Annotated in this window: 16 protein-coding genes; 7 read left to right on the forward strand and 9 right to left on the reverse strand. The window is 40.6% G+C overall.

Annotated elements, in window-relative coordinates; all coding sequences use genetic code 11:
• Positions 1–54: 54 nt before the first annotated feature.
• Positions 55–1,491 carry a glyceraldehyde-3-phosphate dehydrogenase gene (locus OCV27_RS17875; protein ID WP_125321221.1) on the reverse strand — a complete coding sequence of 479 codons (1,437 nt, stop codon included), beginning with the start codon at positions 1,489–1,491 and terminating at the stop codon, positions 55–57.
• Positions 1,492–2,042: 551 nt separating this feature from the next.
• Between OCV27_RS17875 and OCV27_RS17880 the strand changes: the two genes are divergently transcribed.
• Positions 2,043–4,697 carry an ATP-binding protein gene (locus tag OCV27_RS17880; RefSeq protein WP_125320480.1) on the forward strand — a complete coding sequence of 885 codons (2,655 nt, stop codon included), beginning with the start codon at positions 2,043–2,045 and terminating at the stop codon, positions 4,695–4,697.
• On the opposite strand, the gene OCV27_RS17885 is transcribed toward OCV27_RS17880, so the two are convergent.
• The gene (locus OCV27_RS17885) at positions 4,680–5,132 is read right to left on the reverse strand and encodes a dCMP deaminase family protein (protein ID WP_125320481.1); all 453 of its coding nucleotides are present in this window, start codon (positions 5,130–5,132) and stop codon (positions 4,680–4,682) included. The two genes, OCV27_RS17880 and OCV27_RS17885, sit on opposite strands and share 18 nt — an antisense overlap.
• Positions 5,133–6,864: 1,732 nt before the next feature.
• Between OCV27_RS17885 and OCV27_RS17890 the strand changes: the two genes are divergently transcribed.
• From OCV27_RS17890 to yddG, 6 genes are all read left to right on the forward strand, one after another.
• A complete protein-coding gene (locus OCV27_RS17890) occupies positions 6,865–7,623 on the forward strand; it encodes a class II glutamine amidotransferase (protein WP_125320482.1) in 759 nt (252 codons plus the stop codon).
• 20 nt (positions 7,624–7,643) lie between these two features.
• Positions 7,644–8,567: a LysR family transcriptional regulator gene (locus tag OCV27_RS17895; RefSeq protein ID WP_125320483.1), complete on the forward strand. Its 924-nt coding sequence runs from the start codon at positions 7,644–7,646 to the stop codon at positions 8,565–8,567.
• Positions 8,568–8,653: 86 nt separating this feature from the next.
• Entirely contained in the window at positions 8,654–9,268 is a 615-nt protein-coding gene (locus tag OCV27_RS17900) for a LysE family translocator (protein WP_125320484.1), read from the forward strand.
• A gap of 67 nt (positions 9,269–9,335) precedes the next feature.
• Positions 9,336–10,313 carry a Gfo/Idh/MocA family protein gene (locus tag OCV27_RS17905; protein WP_125320516.1) on the forward strand — a complete coding sequence of 326 codons (978 nt, stop codon included), beginning with the start codon at positions 9,336–9,338 and terminating at the stop codon, positions 10,311–10,313.
• 11 nt (positions 10,314–10,324) lie between these two features.
• Complete coding sequence (locus tag OCV27_RS17910) at positions 10,325–10,723, forward strand: OsmC family protein (protein WP_125320485.1); 399 nt, start codon at positions 10,325–10,327, stop codon at positions 10,721–10,723.
• A 70-nt stretch (positions 10,724–10,793) separates the two neighbouring features.
• Positions 10,794–11,714, forward strand: coding sequence for an aromatic amino acid DMT transporter YddG (yddG, locus tag OCV27_RS17915; RefSeq protein WP_125320486.1), 921 nt, complete (start codon positions 10,794–10,796; stop codon positions 11,712–11,714).
• Positions 11,715–11,722: 8 nt separating this feature from the next.
• Here yddG and OCV27_RS17920 read toward each other — a convergent pair whose 3' ends face one another.
• The 7 genes from OCV27_RS17920 to OCV27_RS17950 all read right to left on the reverse strand — a co-directional run bounded on the left by OCV27_RS17920 (position 11,723) and on the right by OCV27_RS17950 (position 18,371).
• Positions 11,723–12,208, reverse strand: a complete 486-nt coding sequence (locus OCV27_RS17920; RefSeq protein WP_185759749.1) for a L,D-transpeptidase family protein — start codon at positions 12,206–12,208, stop codon at positions 11,723–11,725.
• Between the two features lie 60 nt (positions 12,209–12,268).
• Complete coding sequence (locus OCV27_RS17925; RefSeq protein WP_171361711.1) at positions 12,269–12,439, reverse strand: hypothetical protein; 171 nt, start codon at positions 12,437–12,439, stop codon at positions 12,269–12,271.
• Between the two features lie 70 nt (positions 12,440–12,509).
• Entirely contained in the window at positions 12,510–14,144 is a 1,635-nt protein-coding gene (locus tag OCV27_RS17930; protein ID WP_125320487.1) for a BatD family protein, read from the reverse strand.
• Positions 14,145–14,146: 2 nt separating this feature from the next.
• On the reverse strand, positions 14,147–16,021 hold the full coding sequence (locus OCV27_RS17935) for a vWA domain-containing protein (protein WP_337969428.1): 1,875 nt from the start codon (positions 16,019–16,021) through the stop codon (positions 14,147–14,149).
• Positions 16,014–16,982, reverse strand: coding sequence for a vWA domain-containing protein (locus tag OCV27_RS17940; protein WP_125320489.1), 969 nt, complete (start codon positions 16,980–16,982; stop codon positions 16,014–16,016). The genes OCV27_RS17935 and OCV27_RS17940 overlap by 8 nt, the downstream gene beginning before the upstream one ends.
• Complete coding sequence (locus OCV27_RS17945; protein WP_125320490.1) at positions 16,975–17,448, reverse strand: DUF4381 domain-containing protein; 474 nt, start codon at positions 17,446–17,448, stop codon at positions 16,975–16,977. Before OCV27_RS17945 ends, OCV27_RS17940 begins: the two co-directional genes overlap by 8 nt.
• On the reverse strand, positions 17,445–18,371 hold the full coding sequence (locus tag OCV27_RS17950) for a DUF58 domain-containing protein (RefSeq protein WP_125320491.1): 927 nt from the start codon (positions 18,369–18,371) through the stop codon (positions 17,445–17,447). Before OCV27_RS17950 ends, OCV27_RS17945 begins: the two co-directional genes overlap by 4 nt.
• Between the last annotated feature and the right edge of the window lie 5 nt (positions 18,372–18,376).

The raw sequence follows: 18,376 nt of genomic DNA on the forward strand, positions 1-18,376 counted from the left end.
TCGTTATTATTGTTGTGGAGGCATCCTCCTAGACTCAGTCAGGAGCGAATTTACTTATACAGCAGGGTATGTTTTGTAACGGACGCCCATCATTTGTTCCATACAATGTACTACTTGGCAGCTATACCCGAACTCGTTGTCGTACCAGATATAAAGGACACATCGTTTATCTTGAGCAATCGTCGCAGCACCATCAATAACACCTGCAAAACGAGAGCCCACTAAGTCAGTTGAAACTACTTCGGTCGATTCTGTGTAATCAATCTGTGCTGAGAGATCCGACTTTAGAGCGATCTCACGTAGGTATGTGTTTAGCTCGTTCTTGTCAGTTATTTTTTCTAGGTTTAGGTTGGCAACAGCCATTGATACATTTGGCGTTGGTACCCTGATTGCGTTACCTGTTAGTTTCCCAGCTAGCTCAGGGAGAGCTTTAGCGACAGCCTTAGCTGCGCCTGTAGATGTTAATACCATATTGAGTGAAGCGCTGCGGCCGCGGCGTTCACCTGAATGGAAGTTATCAATCAGGTTTTGATCATTTGTGAATGAATGAACAGTTTCTATGTGCCCGGATGTGACGCCATATTTATCATTAACAGCTTTGAGCACGGGAGTGATTGCGTTAGTAGTGCAGCTTGCTGCTGAGACAATGGTATCTTGTGGTAGGATAGTGTTTTCATTGACACCAAATACTATGTTTTTGATGTCACCTTTTCCAGGAGCTGTTAGAAGTACTTTTTCAGCACCTTTACATTCAAGATGCTGGCCTAGCTCTTGACTGTCTCTCCATACACCAGTGTTATCGACTATTAAAGCACCATTAATGCCATATTTGGTATAGTCTACATCTTCGGGTTTGTTAGCATAAATGAATTGAATGTAGTTGCCATTTGCTATGATGGCTTTGCGCTCTTCGTCGACAATGATACTGCCGTTAAACTGACCATGAACAGAATCTCTTCGAAGCAAACTCGCACGCTTTTCTAAATCTCCCTTTTTACCGCCACGTACAACGACAGCTCGTAAGCGTAAAGGGTAACCGGGGCCGTTTTTCTCAATTAGAAGGCGAGTAAGGAGTCGCCCGATACGGCCAAACCCATATAGAACAACATCACGTGGTTCACTGACAGTTTCACCATTCATAGCACCTAGTAAGGACGTATGTAGGAAATCTTTTATGCCATAGTCGTCATCTCGGCCCTTCCAGAACTGATGAGCTAACTGACCAATATCAACTCTACATGGTGAGAGTTCCATTTCGGAGAGTGCTTTTATTAAAGGCAGAGTTTGCTCTGTTGAAAGTGGAGTCCCTGTATATCGACGAGCGAGACGATGTGTTTTGATAATATCGATTGTTGCAGCATTAACCAAAGTCTTGCCGAACAACAGGACTTCAACGCCTTTTTCGCGGTAAAGTTTACCTAGTAGTGGGGAGATTGTTTCCGCAATCGTTTGGCTTATTTGCCAGTCTAGAAGATGTTTCTCAGGGCTCATGTTTTTTGGGACCTTTCACGTTTTTAGGAGTGACTCTACTCAACTAGGGTGTAGGGTTAGTGGTGTAGAGAATACAAATGTCTATTTTATTTTTATGCCGCGGATTGTAATGCCTAGCTACTTATTCTGCTAGAAAAAATAATTATGCTACCAAAAAACATTATTCGGTTGGAAACTGATTGATAGATATCCATTTTTTGTATTTTTTTTTAATATTAAAGCCCTTTTTTTTTATCGAAAAATATACAGGTCACATTTTTACTATCCAAATCCTGCCAATTTTATGGATAAATGTGATATTAATTGCGTTTTACGATCTATTGGTTTCTAGGTGAGAATCAAACCGGGGTATGTCACGTCTAAACAAACTAAAATTGATAAAGCGTAAGCAAAAAAATGTCGTGTTAGAGATAGTAAAGTCTAATATAGAAAAATTACTTATCATGGCTCAAAAATCAAATAATTTCCGCAATTTAGGTAAGATTTTGAACAGACATCGTCTAATATTGAATCTCTAGTGATTGTAAAATGATTCGAAGGAACGGGTCTCAATGCTACTCAGCAATATTTCCATTAAAAGTCGACTATTGATCCTGTGCCTAATCCCTACTTTAGTGATTGGTTTGTTATCTGTTAATTTAGTTAAAAATATTCAAGATCGACTCCACAGTAATCTAATAATCATCGAGAAAGTTGAAACGCTTCGATATTTGTCCGAATTTACTGGACATTTATATCAGGCGCTCAGTGTAAGGAATGACAAAAAAACTAGAGGTAATGAGCAGGCTTTGGCTCAGAAATCGATAAGCTTAGTTGCTCAAGTTGCCCATACAGAAGAGCACATACACCATGGAATTCCTGAATCCAATGCTGTTCTGCCTCACATCCAAGCTCTTTCGGTACTTGTATCGCATATTGCAGATACAGATGGTCAAGAACGCTTATTTACCGGAAAGAAGGCTTATGGTGAGCTTTTAGCGCTGTATATAGCTGTACAGTCAACAGAAAGCCATGATTTAGATTTGACTATTCACCAACTAGACATGGCACTAAGTGATCTAAACTGGCTGTATTTTTGGATGGAGCGTGAGGCTTGGCTTGCTCAGGAGATAGAGGCTAAACAGCTATCATATACATATTATGCTGAAGACTATTTTAAGATCAGTGAAAGGCAGCAATTTTACTTGGATCGAATTGTTACCCTTAGGTCTCATTTAGATCAGGCTGAAGTTCTGTTAAAAATCCTCTCAGATAGCGACCTACAACGTAATAATTACTTTAAACAATATATTTCACTAAACGAGAGTCGTATTGGTGGTTTAGAAGGCTTCTCTTCTTGGGTTGAGAATAGAAATAAGTTAGTTGAGAAGCACCTTGGAGAGTTATCTGACAAGCTTCGTAGAGAGTTGTTAACTAACATTGGAGCTAATGAAAGTTTACTCTATTTCTTTGCTATTGTGGGTTTGCTTGTCTTGGCCACTATGTTTTTTTGGGGTGCTAGCACCTTATATCGGATTAATTCAAAACTTACAGACATTCTTTTGGCACTAGGAAGTTTGCGGAGCCGAAAAAGTACCAGCTTAGTTACGGTAGATGGAGAAGATGAGTTTACCAAATTTGCTCAAGATGTTAATTATGTTATTCAGGTACAAAGGGATAACGAGCAGGCTTTGGTGTCAGCCAAAGAGGGTGCTGAAGCGGCAAATAAAGCTAAGAGTATATTTTTAGCTACTATGTCTCATGAAATTAGAACACCGTTAAATGGTATTATTGGGATGACGGAGATTTTGTCTGATAGTCATCTCAGTGCATCTCAAAAAGAGCTCCTATCTGATATCGATATTTCTTCCCAAGCATTACTTGTCTTGATTAACGATATTCTTGATTTGTCGAAAATAGAATCAGGGAGTTTTGAGTTATCCCCGAGTCACACTGATATTCGAGAAGCGGCCTTCGAAGCTATGAATATGGTAAGCACCAAAGCTTTAAAACAGCAGGTAGAGCTAAGTGTAAGTTTTTCACCAAGCATTCCCGATGAATTGTATTTGGATGAATTTCGCTTTAAACAAATTTTAATGAATTTGCTCAATAATGCAGTTAAATTTACACAAGACGGCTCGGTTTCTATTTTTGTCGAATTTAATAAAGAGAATGGAAAATCATTTTTGCATTGTCGTGTATTAGATACTGGTGTAGGGATAGATGGCACTAAACTGGAAGAAATTTTTCGGCCCTTTACCCAGCAAGACAGTGGTATAACTCGTCGTTTTGGTGGAACGGGTTTAGGTCTGACGATTTGTCGTCAGATTGCTGAACTTATGGGGGGCCGAGTCACAGTGAGTTCAACAGTAGGCGTGGGAAGCTGTTTTAACTTTAAAGTTCCAGCAGAAGCAAACTTTTCAGCTTGCAAACAAACAAACCACACAAAAGGAAATGCCCTTTATATTGTTAATGAAAGTCGCTATAGCGCTTTGGTACAAAATGAAATAGAACGAACTGGCCTATTGTTAACTAAAGCCCCGAATGTTGATCAGGCCATAAAGATAAGTGACGACTTCGACGTGATTTTTTATAGCTATCATTGTCAGCAGAGTTCGAGAAAAGATCTTGCTTCTCTAAAAGCTCATTTTAATTTCTCCGAAATAATAGGCCTTCAACATCATTTGTATATTTCGCCTGATTATAGCGCGCTGGTATCTTCGAATCTGACATTACCATTTCTAGGGCGCCGCCTTGAATCCGCAACTTCAAAAGCATTGAGCTCAATTGAACTCAATCTGGATGACATAAGACAAGAAAGGCCTCCCACGTTCCAAGCTGGGGAAACAAGATGTATCTTAATCGTCGAAGATAACCTAATGAATCAGAAAATTGCGAGCTTCTTTCTCGAAAAAATAGGTGTTGACTACCAGGTAGCGAGTAACGGAGCAGAGGCTGTGGCTATGGTCCAATCAGGGCAAACATATATGGCGATACTTATGGATTGTATGATGCCTGTAATGGATGGAATAACAGCCACGAGAAATATTAGGGCTTGGGAAGAGGAAGTAGGCAAAAACTATGTCCCTATCATAGCATTAACAGCCAGCGTATTACCTGAAGAAATAGAGCGCTGCTTCGAAGCGGGGATGGATGCTTATTTACCCAAGCCCTATAAGTCTCAGCAGCTATTTGAGATCTTAGAGCAACTAAATGTCGTTGTTTAGATCGTCGAGAGGTAGCCAGTTTACTTTAACACCAGCTTGTAGAAACATCTCTTGACTGACTTTGATCTTGTCACCCCAGCGTGACAGGAAATCTTGTGTTTGTTCCGGGCAATGTACAGTGGAAATCCCTGTTTGAATAATTTTTGCAGCACAATTCGGACAAGGGAAATGCGTTACCCATATCTCGCACCCATCTAAGTCGCGTTTAGCAAATAAAATCGCATTTTCTTCGGCATGGAGTGTTTTGAGATATTTCATTTCTCGATCGTCTGTTATCGCACTATCCGATATGCCATGTGGATAACCGTTAAAGCCAACAGAGACGATACGGTTTTGTTTAGTAATAACAGCACCGACTTGAGTCGATGGGTCTTTACTCCAAGAGCCCACTAGGATAGCCATTTGATAAAATCGCTGTGCCCATTTAGAAATCATGTCATTATTCCTCTATGAAAGAAATCCCTATATGGGACAATGAAATATTGCATTATAGATGTAATATCCGGTTTTATTTTGCAATAGTCCAGAGAAATTCGCTTACTCATTTTTATGTGATATTGATCTAAAGAAATCTTTAGTATACGTAAAATAATCACGAGCTAATAACTTAATGCCTTGTGAGATATTTCTTACAATATCGTGAGTTTAATGATGTTAATCATTGTGATTTTGGTCTGTTTTTTATCTTAAGTCATTGTATTTTATATTAAAATTTTATTTTTTATCTTTTTGATAAAAAAGCAATGTGAAAATCATCATTGCTAATATACACCATTATCATAATCTTAAAGTGTCAGCAGGATGCAGACTCGGAACAGGAAAGACCCATGGATAGGTCATCTTCAGGAAGAAGATTCGATTATTTTGGATAAATGATCGGCATGGAGAGCAAAGGACATTAGCTGGATGCTAGTAACTAGGATGGTTACAACAAGGAAAGTTAATGTACTCTTAATGGAATAAGGTAATTTCTATCAGGAAGATAGTATCAGGGACACCGCTTTTTGGATGAAGCGATGAGAGTTGACTGGGATAGTCAACGAGCTGGATTGCTATGGACACCGCTAGGATGGCGACGTAAAGGAAACTGCTGAAGGACTCAGCTTACTATCAGGGATTTGATGCAGGGAGCACTAACAGTGGCCGGAATGCTGCGAGTAAGAATAAACCCCACTAGGCGCAAGTCTAGTGGGGTTTTCTTTTTACACCATCTATTACTTTTACTTGCTTTTCTTGCATATGTACAATTTCAAGTGGAATAAAAAAAGCCAATCTCAATATGCGAGATTGGCTTATAAAATTGTGAACAAATCTATATTCACTAACAACGTCAGTTGGCTAGGTGACTCTCGGCTTAATGAGAGTCATAAATAGTAAAGCATTATATGTGCCAGCTTTTATACCGTCTAATTGCTTATTTTGTGAGCGAAATATGCGGTGTGGCGAGTGTTTTTTTTGCAAATTGAAAATGCATTTTGCAATTGTATTTATATTGCTAATGATGTTTATGAAATATCATTGCGTTTGTTTAATAATCGAATATTAAGCTATATACCCCAATGCGCTTTGGCTTAGTACGTGTTTTATTTCTATGTCGGCTGGTCATAGTGTTTATTGAGCCAGCGTTCTCTATATGCCCGGCTGTAGTCAGCATTTCTATATCGCCGGAAGTTAGTGCCGATTGCAATGGGCCGATAATTGTTCTGTATGGCAAAATACCAGCCTAAGTAGGTCACTCTAGATCAAACTCTTCATCTTGTACGCCATGACAACTGACTTTAACAGAGGCTTTTGTAAGGGACATTTTTCTTCATCTCAGTTCGTTGTATATTCGAAAGTAGATCGTATGGTCGATAATTCTCTGGAACGTACACTCAGTCAGTAAATAAAAGTGATTAGTCAGGCTGCTGGACTCCATACCACTATTAAATGGTAGTTTGGAATTAGCGAGTTAGAATGGGTGAAAAGGGCATCTAATAATGGTATCCAGTTACAGCCATTGAGCTACTATGAACATAGTGGTGATGAAAACTTTCGTGGAACGCTGTGGTGCTTAGGTTTGGTAATACTTCAATGGAGGAAATAGTACCCAGCATAGAATTACTTGCTAGGTTGTTTAAATCATGATGTTATGCCTAAAAGTATCAGTAATGTTTAAGGAGTATATATGTGCCGTTGGTTAGCTTATCAGGGAGAGTCGATTTATCTCGATGAGTTAGTGTATGAACCAGAGCACTCACTAGTACATCAAAGTATTGATGCCAGAAAAGCCGTCACTCGTGTAAATGCTGATGGTTTTGGCCTTGGTTGGTATACAGAGCGAGATACTCCTGGGAGGTTTCATGAAGTATTACCTGCATGGGGAGATGAAAACCTTCGTTCGCTAACTCATCATATTCGTTCTCACTGCTTTATGGCACATGTTCGTTCATCAACAGGGACTCAAGTTTCTCGTTCAAACTGCCATCCATTTATTATTGATAATTGGATGTTTCTTCATAATGGGCAGATTGGCGGTTTTGAACAGGTAAAATATGACTTACATCAGCAGTTATCTGAACCTCTTTTCCTCAAAAGACTGGGGACAACAGATAGTGAACTGATTTTTCTGCTAATGCTGCAAAATGGTTTGTCTGAACAACCCATTGATGCGATAAGTAAAACTTTAAGTGACATTAGCCAAATGATGGTCAATCGTGGCATTGAAGAGCCACTAAAAGCTTCAATTTGTATCTCTGATGGCGAAAGGCTTTGGGCAATTAGATATAGCTCAGATAGTGATGCACCAACGGTGTTTATACGCAAGAAGGGAGCGAATATTACAGTGGCTTCTGAGCCTTTAGAGCGTCACCGTGATTGGAAGAAAGTTAAAAAGCAGAGTATTTTAGTGATTGAAGGTGATACTGTAACGTCACATGCAATATAGATAATTAGTATGAAAACTCTATGTCTTTGAATCACATTAACCTTAACTTGCTACGTTCTTTACAAGTTTTATTGCAAGAATGCCATGTGAGTAGAGCGGCGCTTAGGCTCAATATCACCCAATCGGCAATGAGCCGTCAATTAGCGCAATTACGGGAGCTATGTGGCGATCCTTTGCTTGTGCGAGAAGGAAATTCTTTAGTACCGACACCAAGAGCGATAGGCATGCAAGAGCAGCTCTCATGTTTATTGGATGAGTTTGAACAGCTGTTGCGAGACAAGCCATTTGAACCCAAAACTTGGCAACAGGAGTTTGTGTTCTCATCTAGTGATTATGTTGCGCAGTATATAATGCCTAGTGTGGTATCTGAACTTGCAAAGCAGGCTCCTAATGTCAACTTATCCTATCGTCTTTGGCAGCCTGACTATATGCAAGTTTTTGGTGAAACGGGGATTCACTTAGCATCTACCATGCAGCCTCATCAACCTACTAATATAACTAGCATTAAGATAGGTGAAGATAAATCAGTATGTTTAATGCGTTGTGAGCACCCTATGTCGAAACAAAAAAAGCTAAGTGTTGATGATTTGATTAGTTACTCACATGTTAAAGTTACAGGGGGTGGTGATAAGGACTCAATGACAGATGATGCACTTGAATCTCTTGGTGTTAATAGACGTATTGCTCTGAGAATTCCTTTCTTTTCCTCAGCAATCAATGCTTTGGTAGTGAGTGATTATCTCATGATAGTGCCTGAACATATTGCGTTAAACCTTGCACGTGTTCATGATCTTATATACTTTCCTTTACCTTTTGATTTGGAGCCTCACCTTTATTGGTTAATGTGGCACCCGAAATACGATCAAGACAAAGCACACTTATGGATGCGTGATTTGATACTTAATAGTATTAGCACATCCAGCTATTCCATCGCTATGAGTTAAAATCATAACAGTTATCGTAAGTTTTGATTTCAAATCATTCTTGTATATCGATAATGTAGCGGTATGGATCTTGTTCGAGAAATAGTATGACACTAACAATTTGGCTATCACTTTTTACAATCTGTATTTTAGGCGCTATGTCACCTGGGCCGAGTTTAGCCATGGTTGCTAAGCATAGCCTTGCAGGTGGTAGAGGAAATGGATTAGCGACAGCTTGGTCTCATGCATTGGGTATTGGGATCTATGCATTTGTCACCTTAATTGGCCTTGCAGTAGTCTTGCAGCAGTCGCCTCTGATCTTTAAAACGATCAGTTATTGCGGTGCAGCCTACCTAGCTTATCTTGGATATAATGCATTGCGTTCCAAAGGTGGAGTGGCTGCAAAGCTTGAATCTGGTGAAGATACATCACTATGGCAGTCAGCAAAGGAAGGGTTTCTTATTTCCATTCTTAGCCCTAAAATTGCGTTATTTTTTATCGCTTTGTTTAGTCAGTTTGTTGCGGTTGGGGATAGTCTATCGGCCAAAATGCTGATTGTCTTGACTCCATTAGTGGTTGATGGTTTATGGTACACCCTAATTACCTTTTTGCTATCAAGTCCACGCTTGCTAGATAAGATTCGCTCTAAAGCACAATTAATTGATCGCTTATCAGGCATGGTTTTGATATTTTTAGCATTAAGGGTCGTTATGACGGTGTGAAACGTTAAGCACAGGTAACATCATTGAGGAGCTATTGGCTCCTTTTGCTGTAACTGGAGAAGAAGTGATGATAAGACTTGCGATAGTGGGGACAAACTGGATTACCGACCAGTTTATTGAAGCTGCGCTAAAAACAGAGAAATATCAGCTTGTAGCCATATACTCCCGTTCTCTCGATAAAGCGAGGGGTTTTGCCGAGAAATACGAGTCTCCAGCTTTATATGACGACTTTGATAGTCTCGCTACCTGCCCGTCAATTGATGCTGTGTATATTGCGAGTCCAAATTCGTTGCATGCACCTCAAGCTATAACATTACTTGAATCGGGCAAGCACGTTATCTGCGAAAAGCCACTTGCTGCAAATGATGTGTTGGCCAAGAAAATGTATCAAGCTGCTCTAAACAATAATGTGATACTGTTTGAAGCGTTCATGTCACCTTATACGCCGAACTTCCAGTTACTTAAGCAGCACTGTAATAGCATAGGTAAGATTCGCAAGGCTCTGATCACCTATTGTCAGTACTCATCTCGCTACCCTAAATACCTTGAGGGAGAAACCCCAAATACATTTAACCCACAATTTGCCAATGGTTCAGTCATGGATATTGGTTACTACTGTGTCGGTTCTGCGGTTGAGTTGTTTGGTGAGCCACTATCGGTCAAAGCACATGCTCAGATTTTAGATAGTGGCGTTGACGGTAGTGGTAGCATTATTCTAGGTTACGATGGTTTTGAGGTGGTTCTGCAACACTCTAAGACAAGCGATTCTTATTTACCAAGTGAGATTCAGGGTGAGAATGGTGCTTTGCTGATGGAAATGATATCTACAGGTAAAAAGTTGACCAAGATTACTAAAGGTAGTTTAGGTATTGATTTAAGCGTCAAACAGGACCCAAATCCAATGTATTACGAAGCTTTGGCTTTTGCCAAGCAGTATACTGAGAAGCAGATTGATGAAAACTGTATGAATCGTTCACTGATTGTAGCTAAGTTGCTGACAGAAATTCGTCGACAAACGGGTGTGAAATTTCCCACGGACCAATAAAGAGTAAAATAATGCAAGCCGAAGTAAAATGGATAGAAGATTTAAAGTTTTTAGGCCTTTCTCCATCTGGACATTCGATAGTAATGGATGGCAGTGGGGGGAAGTCAGCACCCAGCCCAATGGAAATGGTACTGATGGCTGCCGGTGGATGCAGTTCTGTCGATGTTGTTGATGGGTTGAAGCAGGCTGGGCAGCAAGTTTCAATTTGTACCACAAAGCTATCAACTGAACGGCGTGAAAGTACGCCGCGAATTTTTACCAAGATCAACATCCATTTTGTAATATCAGGAGATAACTTAGACCAAGATATTATCGAGAAAGTCACGGCTGATTCTTTGAAAAAATACTGCTCAGTGTGCTTAATGCTCGGTTCTGGGATTGAAATGTCACACAGTTGGGAAGTGATTTAGTAGTCATTTAATCTAACAGAAGGCTTTAAATAACGCGAGTTTAAGCCTCTAGCTCTACTGAGGATACAAAATGAGCCAGCATAAATTTACATGGTGTGGAGTCCTAGCCATTCTACTATGGAGTGGGGTAACAGGAATGGCAAGGACGGTGACAGAATTTCTTGGTCCTGTGGGTGGTGCAGCGTCTATTTATACGGTGGCCTCGATTTTTTTGTTATTAGTCATGGGGCGTCCTAAGTTACGAAGTTATTCAATAAGTTATGTACTTATCGGTGGCGGACTGTTTGTTGCTTATGAGATTTGTTTAGTGCTCTCGCTTGGGATGGCTCACTCACGTCAACAAGCAATTGAAATGTTGGTTATTAATTACCTTTGGCCCGCACTTACCGTCCTATTAGCCGTACTTGTTAGTCCAAAGAAAACGAATGTTCTCGTCTATCCAGCGATAATATTGGCCTTTTTCGGTGTTGCTTGGAGTATCTCAGGTGATCAAGGGTTATCCGTTCAGCAGATCATAGCTAATGTGGCGACTAACCCTTTAACGTATATGATGGCTTTTGTTGGTGCCTTTTTATGGGCGATATATTGTAATCTGACTAAGCGTTTGGCAGCAGGTCAAAACGCAATCACGTTATTTTTCATCATGACGGCAATAACCTTATGGGTTAAATATGCGCTCAGTTCTGAGCAAGGTATGAGCTTGGACCTTAAATCCGGCAGTTGGCTTATTTTGACTGGAGTTGCAATGGGAAGCGGTTACGCTTTATGGAATTACGCTATTATTGGCGGTAATATGGTGCTTTTAGCGACGCTATCGTATTTTACGCCTGTTTTGTCAACGGTGATCTCGTCTCTTATTCTAGGTTTGGTAATTACTGATAGCTTTTTACAAGGTGTTGCTTTGGTTACTGTAGGATCATTACTTTGTTGGTGGGTAACTCGCGAACCAAGAAAAATAGTACCTGAAGAGATGAAAGTATCTGATAGTTAACAGTTAACTTACCAGCGGATATCGATGGGAGTGCCTGGTCTTACTAGGGTTAAAAATTCATCCATCTCTTGATTTGTGATCGCTATACAGCCATTAGTCCAATCAAAGCTTTGAACAAAATTGGCTGGTCGAGTTTCTCCATTTCTTAAACCATGGATTTTAATATTTCCCCCTGGTTCGACTCTTAATGTGTGTGCGTTTTCGATATCGCGCTGGTTAGGATAGCTGATATGAATTGAGCGATAAAACTCGGAGTCATCAATAACAAAATCTAAATAGTAACGCCCTTCTGGTGTGCGCTGATCTCCTTCTTGTCTTTTATGTCCTTTCGGTGATTTCCCTAATGCTATTCGAAACTCATGCACGATTTGATGATCATCAATCAAATACATTCGTCGTTTGGACTTATCGACTTCGACTAAATCAACTTGTGCGGTTGAAATACATGCAAACATGATTAAGCCTAATGTAATAGTAATGCGTGCGAGCTTCATTGTCCTTCACTTAAAATAGAAAGGTAGCTTAAGTGCTACCTTTCTGGGTAAATTGTGTCACTAGGGCGCAATAGAAAATATATCACGCAGCGTAAATCCCAAATGCTTCAATGCTTCGATTGCTTCAGTACGACTCTCCGCATCGACTTCAAGTGAAGCCATTTGGGACCCATCGAAATAAACGATGACATAATGAGTACTGGGATCTGGCTTTTCGATTGCCGACATCATTCCTCCAGCTATCATTTTTCAATGAAATAGGACTTGAATAATGCCTCTTGTTAATCTTGCCTTCGTCTCGTTAAAGCTTAGCCAATTCCTCCTCAGGCTTATTATTTGAACGAGGCATCTTGTCCACCTTTTTAATAAGTTTAAGCAGGTTTACAGCATTCCAGCCAGTTTCTTGTGAAGAAAAATACGATTTCTGCATTTGTTCTAGTTCATATTTGATGTCTTTTAGTAGGTTTTGATCGTTAATATTTATCTGCTTTAGCCATTGGGAAGCACAATGTCGGGCTTTAAAGTGGTCTCCAGATTTAAGTGCAGTTATCAAGAGAGTAGTTAAATTTAAGTCGATCTTTTGATTGTCTTTCGGCTCTGTTTTCAAAACTTTGTTGCGAAACAGCAATCCACTGGTGATGAGCCAGAGCATTGCAAATAGAGCTGTTAGGTAAGGCCAAAAACCTGAGTCAGTAACCGTGATTGTTTTTGTTTCTGTCGGCGCTGAGTATTGAGGCATAGGTATGGATGTATTCAAGTTTTCACCAGGCTCAACAATTAAAGATAAACTATCTAAGTGAGCGGTATTTGGCTTTTTGCTTTGGCTATCCCACCAGCCTAGATCAAAACTAGGTAGCTGGATATTACCGGTTTCTTTGGGTATCAAAACTTGTTTTAGCGTCATACGTGTTACGCCATTATCAAGTTGTGAAAACTGCGGCTTTTCAGAATAAACACGAATATTATCTGGATAGTTGATGTTGAGCTTAGGGATACGTTCCTGCGATAATCCTTCAATATCTAGTGTGATTTCTCGAGTTATTGAATCACCAACCTTAGTTTGGTGCTCAGACTTGGTGGCTATTTTCTCGCCATTGGCAGCTGTCCATGTTTGCTTCAATGATAGCATTGAAGTTGGCAGCCATACGCCAGTGTAGTCCTCCGGTTTGGATTCGACTTGAATATTAAAAGTTTCTGCAGGAGTATCGACAGAAATCAGTTTTGTAGTACCAATTTGGTCATTTCCATAAATAACAGTACCTTTAAAGGCTGCGCTACGTAGCGTATAGCGTCCTGGATTATCAGCAGTAACACTGTAGTTTTGGTCAAGTACAGTGACTTCAACCCCACCGAGAACACTCTGATATTGATTAGGTTCACCTATTTGGCTAAGAGTGAGTCCATTAACTTCAGGCGGCAAAACTTTGGGGTTTTGTAAGCGCCGTGGATCTGTTTTGATGATGAGTCGGATTTGTAATGAAGCACTTTCATTTGGGTATAACTGAGTTTTGTCCAGGGTAGTACGCAGTTCCACTAGATCAGATATTTTGGGTTCATCTAGATCTTGTGTGACCTGAATAGCAATGGGCTTTGAACTTTTACCGTTAATAGTGAATGCAGGAATATTTGCTAACCCCAATTTTTGCGCTGCTAGAGTGATATTCCATTCACTTCTAACGCTTCTTCGGCCATTAACGATATTTATGGATGAGCCAAAACTGGGCCTACTAACGTAAAAGTCTTGTTCTAACGAGCTGAAATCGATGTCGTCAGAAGACATTTTTTCATCTACAACAACACGTAACTGAAAAACTTCATTTTTTACGACTTTATTTTTGCTTACCGTTGCCCATATATTTGCAGCCATTGAAATAGGGCTAAAAAAGGCAACAGCTAGAGCCAATAAGCCCATTAATTTAAATGCTTTTTGATTCATGATTACCACTTCTTACCTGTATTCTCTGGTGGTTGTTTAGTCTTTGCTTGTAATATCAGTTGTGCTTTAAGCAGGCGACTAGGGTCTCGGGCATTCTCCACTTGCTCAAGTTTTCGTAGTTCGGGATCTATTTGTTCAGTTTCTTGTTGTTGGCTAACTTCTTGTGGCTGTTGTGTAGAAGTCTCTTTAGGCTTGGGTTGTTCATTGTGAGTTGCTTGTTGCTTTGGAGTTTGTTGGTCAGCTTGATCCTTTGACTGCGAAGTTTGCTCATCCTGTGCTATTTTTTGTTCGTTAGGTTGGGCAGACTCAGGATTTTTTTCTGATGATTCTTTATTTGGAGTAGAATTTTGCTCGGATTGAGAAGTTTTTTGTTGCTCTGATGACGTATTATCAGCAGAATTTTGTTGCTGTTGCTGTTGCTGTTGCTGTTGCTGTTGCTGTTGCTGTTGCTGTTGCTGTTGCTGTTGCTGTTGCTGTTGCTGTTGCTGTTGCTGTTGCTGTTGCTGTTGCTGTTGCTGTTGCTGTTGCTGTTGCTGTTGCTGTTGCTGTTGCTGTTGCTTAACGATTTCTAGATTACGCTTAGCATCTTCATTATTAGGTTGATCAGCTAGTACTTTCTCATAAAGTTCCACGGCTTGGTCAAAGTCTCTATTTTGGGCATAAGCATTTGCGAGATTATATTTACCTTTAGGCGATTGGACATCTTTGAGTGACTCAATTGCTGCAACATAGTCACCTGCTTCATATTGTGCAATCCCTTGCCATTCTTTGTTTTTGAACAACTGTGCGGCTTGCGTGTATTTTTGAGAATCAAACAGTTTTTTGGCTTGTTGATCGTCGTTGAGCCAAGGGGATGCTTCTGCATTATTGGTTGTAAGGACTGGGGCTACAATAACTAAAAGCGCAAATACGATACCACGCCGAAACATAACCAACGCAGGGATTAATAACAACGGGACTAGCCAAATTCCATTGTTTACTCGATCAGAGATTTGCTGACCTTGATTGAGTTTACTTGTTGTTTCAACCTGACTTGTTAAATCGCTGATTGCATCAATGTCACTGTTGTTAAGTTGAATTGGCATAAATAAACCTTGGGAGGTGCGAATAATTTTATTCATGTTGGCAAAATTTGATTTGGCTACCACAGTTTGCCCAGAGTCGGACTTAAGTAAGCTGCCATCTGAGAGCTGAATAGGAGCTCCAGAATGAGTGCCAACCCCTAGAATAGTTAATCTCCATTTTGTGCCATCTAGGAGTTTTTCAATGTTGGCCGTTTCATTATCATCGACATCATCAGTGATTAGCACCAAGTCACCATGAGACAAACCGGTATTCTTCATCATACTGATTGCTAGCTCAACAGCTCTTGCTGCATTAGCGCCTTGAAATGGCATTAAATCTGGGCTGAGATTGGGGATTTGATTGAGAATAGTATGCGTATCCGATGTCATAGGGCTGACAGTATACGCATCTCCAGCATAAGCGATGAGCCCTGTACTACCTTCTTTCCATTGTTTTAATAAGTCGCTGGCCTTATATTTTGCTTGAGTTAGCCGATTAGGCTTAATGTCGGTGGCATACATTGACATCGACATATCCATGATCAGTATCCTACCGCTAGCGTTAGTAAAACTAGGTCTTTCTGAGGCAGTGAGACTGGGGCCCGCTAGGGCAATTACAGCCAAAAGCCCACTAATTATAATCGAGATGATGATAGCGCTTCGTGAAGAGCTATGGCTGAGCCCCATCGCTTTAGCCAGGTGAGGTGCTATTAGTGTTTTGGTATGACTACGCTTTAACAGCCAGATAACCAAGGCTACAAGCGGCAAAAGCATAACTAGCCATTCAGGGTAGAGGAAGCGAAAATCAGACATGATTTCTCCTGATAATCATCAAAGTTAAGAATCCAACAAAAGCGATTGCTAATGGAATTACAAACCAATCTTGTTGAGGGCGCCAAGTTTGGGTGGTTTGACTAATAGGCTCCAATTCATTGATAGTGTTATAAATATTGGAAAGCTCTTGACTATCACGAGCTCTAAAATATTTACCTCCGGTAATAGATGCTATTTCTTTGAGAGATTTTTCATCCAAGTCTTTTGCTGTATTGACTTTACGACTCATAAAAAACTCTTTAACCATCATCTCACCAGCTCCGATGCCTACTGTGTAAATAGTGACCTTGTATTTTTTAGCGATTTTTGCTGCTTCTATAGGGTCAAGGACTCCAGCTGTATTGGTGCCGTCACTGAGTAATATCATTATTCGCTGTGGTGCATCCCCATCGACAAAAGTTTTGGTGGCTAAGCCAATACCTTCACCAATGGCCGTTTTATCTCCAATTAGGCGTAAAACGGTTTGGTTTAGTTGTTGGCTAATAGTATGTCTATCTAGGGTTAATGGTGTTTGCAAATACGCGTGATCAGCAAATAGGACTAAACCAAGACGATCTCCTTGGCGTTTGCTAATAAAATCGGTTAAAACTTGCTTTACTGCAGCTAGGCGGTCGATAAAACTTCCGTTTAGTTGCATGTCTTCTTGACTCATTGAATATGAGAGATCCACAACTAGCATCATATCTCGGTGCTTTGGTTGAGTTGTAACGGGGTCGCCATACCAAACTGGTCTTGCAGCAGCAGTAATTAAAGTAATCCAAATCAAGGCTGCTAGCCCTTTAGCCATCATGCTCCATGCCGAGTTTCCTGCCGGCGAAAGAGGAAGGTAGGGCATATAAACCGGAGATGATGTTTGAACTGGAGGAAGTAAAAAATAAATCAATATTGGCAAAGGAAGCAGCAGAAAATTCCACCACCATACAAACTCAATGTTAGCCAACTTTGGTTCTCCTTCTTTTCGGTGGCAGTGCTTCATCGACCCATTGTGAGCAATGAGCGACGAGTTCAGATTCGTTCCCTAGATTTTTTTTAGAGTACAGAGCTTCTTGCCAGAGTTCGTAGTTATCGAGAAATAATGGGGCCTTAACTTGAGTATCCAAAAAGGCATACCACTCTTTACCAGTCAGTTTTGCGACTTCTTCTCTTGGGTAGTAACACAAGGCTGCTTGGCGAAGAAGCTCAAAGGCTTCAGCGGGCTTTTCACCAGCTTGAATTAATCTTAAGGCAGCTTTTTTCGGAGCTAAACGTTTTTTATTCCAGCGATAGAGCAGCCACATGGACAGTAAACACAAAAGTGTGGCACTTACACTGGCCCACCAACCCCAAGCGACTGGAAACCAAGAGGGTAGGTCTGGTAGATACATCGGATTAAGTGGTAATAGAGAATCCTTATTAATAGTGCTCATTGATCACGCCCCGATAATTGTTGTAGCAACGATTGTTGAGTCGAGAGGCAAGTAAAACTCAAACCATGGCTAAGAGATAAGCTCTTCAGTTCATGCTGCTTGCTTTCAAAAGCAGCAGCGATCTGATTACGCACATTGCGTGAAGAAAAATCTACCCACATAGTGCTGCGCTTATCGGATACCTGCTCAACTCCCCGATAGTCCGTAATACCAGCTTCCAATGGGTCAGATATTTGGACTAGTCGTACTTGATTGTGGGATCGCAGACGCGAAATTAACAACTGATTTTGTTCGGAAAAGCGTAAAAAGTCGCTGACTATCACAACTTCACTGCCTTTTGGGCAAAGACGATTTAATGCGTTAAGACCTTGGCTCATATCCAATTGGGCAGTTTTGGGAGGGGTATGCAGCTCCTTTTGGTGAAGTTTTACTAAGTTTTGGATTAATGTTAATGGCCCTTGATTACGGCTGCTTGGTTTTAGTTCCGTAAGTTGATTCCCAGTGTCAATCACCGCACCTACACGATCTTTTTGCGCAACTGAAATCCATGCGATAAGGCTTGCCATCTGAGAAGCGAGGATGGACTTAAACATTAGCTTTGAACCAAACCGCATGCTCATACTTAAATCAATATAAATGATAATGGGCTTTTCGCGTTCTTCAGTAAATAGCTTGGTATGAGGCTTACCAGTGCGCGCAGTAACCCGCCAATCGATGCTACGTACATCATCGCCAGCCTGATATTGTCGCACTTCCGAAAAGTCCATACCTCGGCCCAATTGTTTACTTTGATGATGACCAAGTATTTGCGACCATAAACTACGGGTAGGTGGCAGCCAATGGATTGCGTGTTGTTTGAAGTACAGTAGTTCTTCAAGGCAGAGGTTCACACCATCAGAGTAAGGGGATAGTTGTTTATCCATCTGCA

This window comes from Vibrio pectenicida (assembly GCA_024347015.1).
GTDB lineage: Bacteria > Pseudomonadota > Gammaproteobacteria > Enterobacterales > Vibrionaceae > Vibrio > Vibrio pectenicida.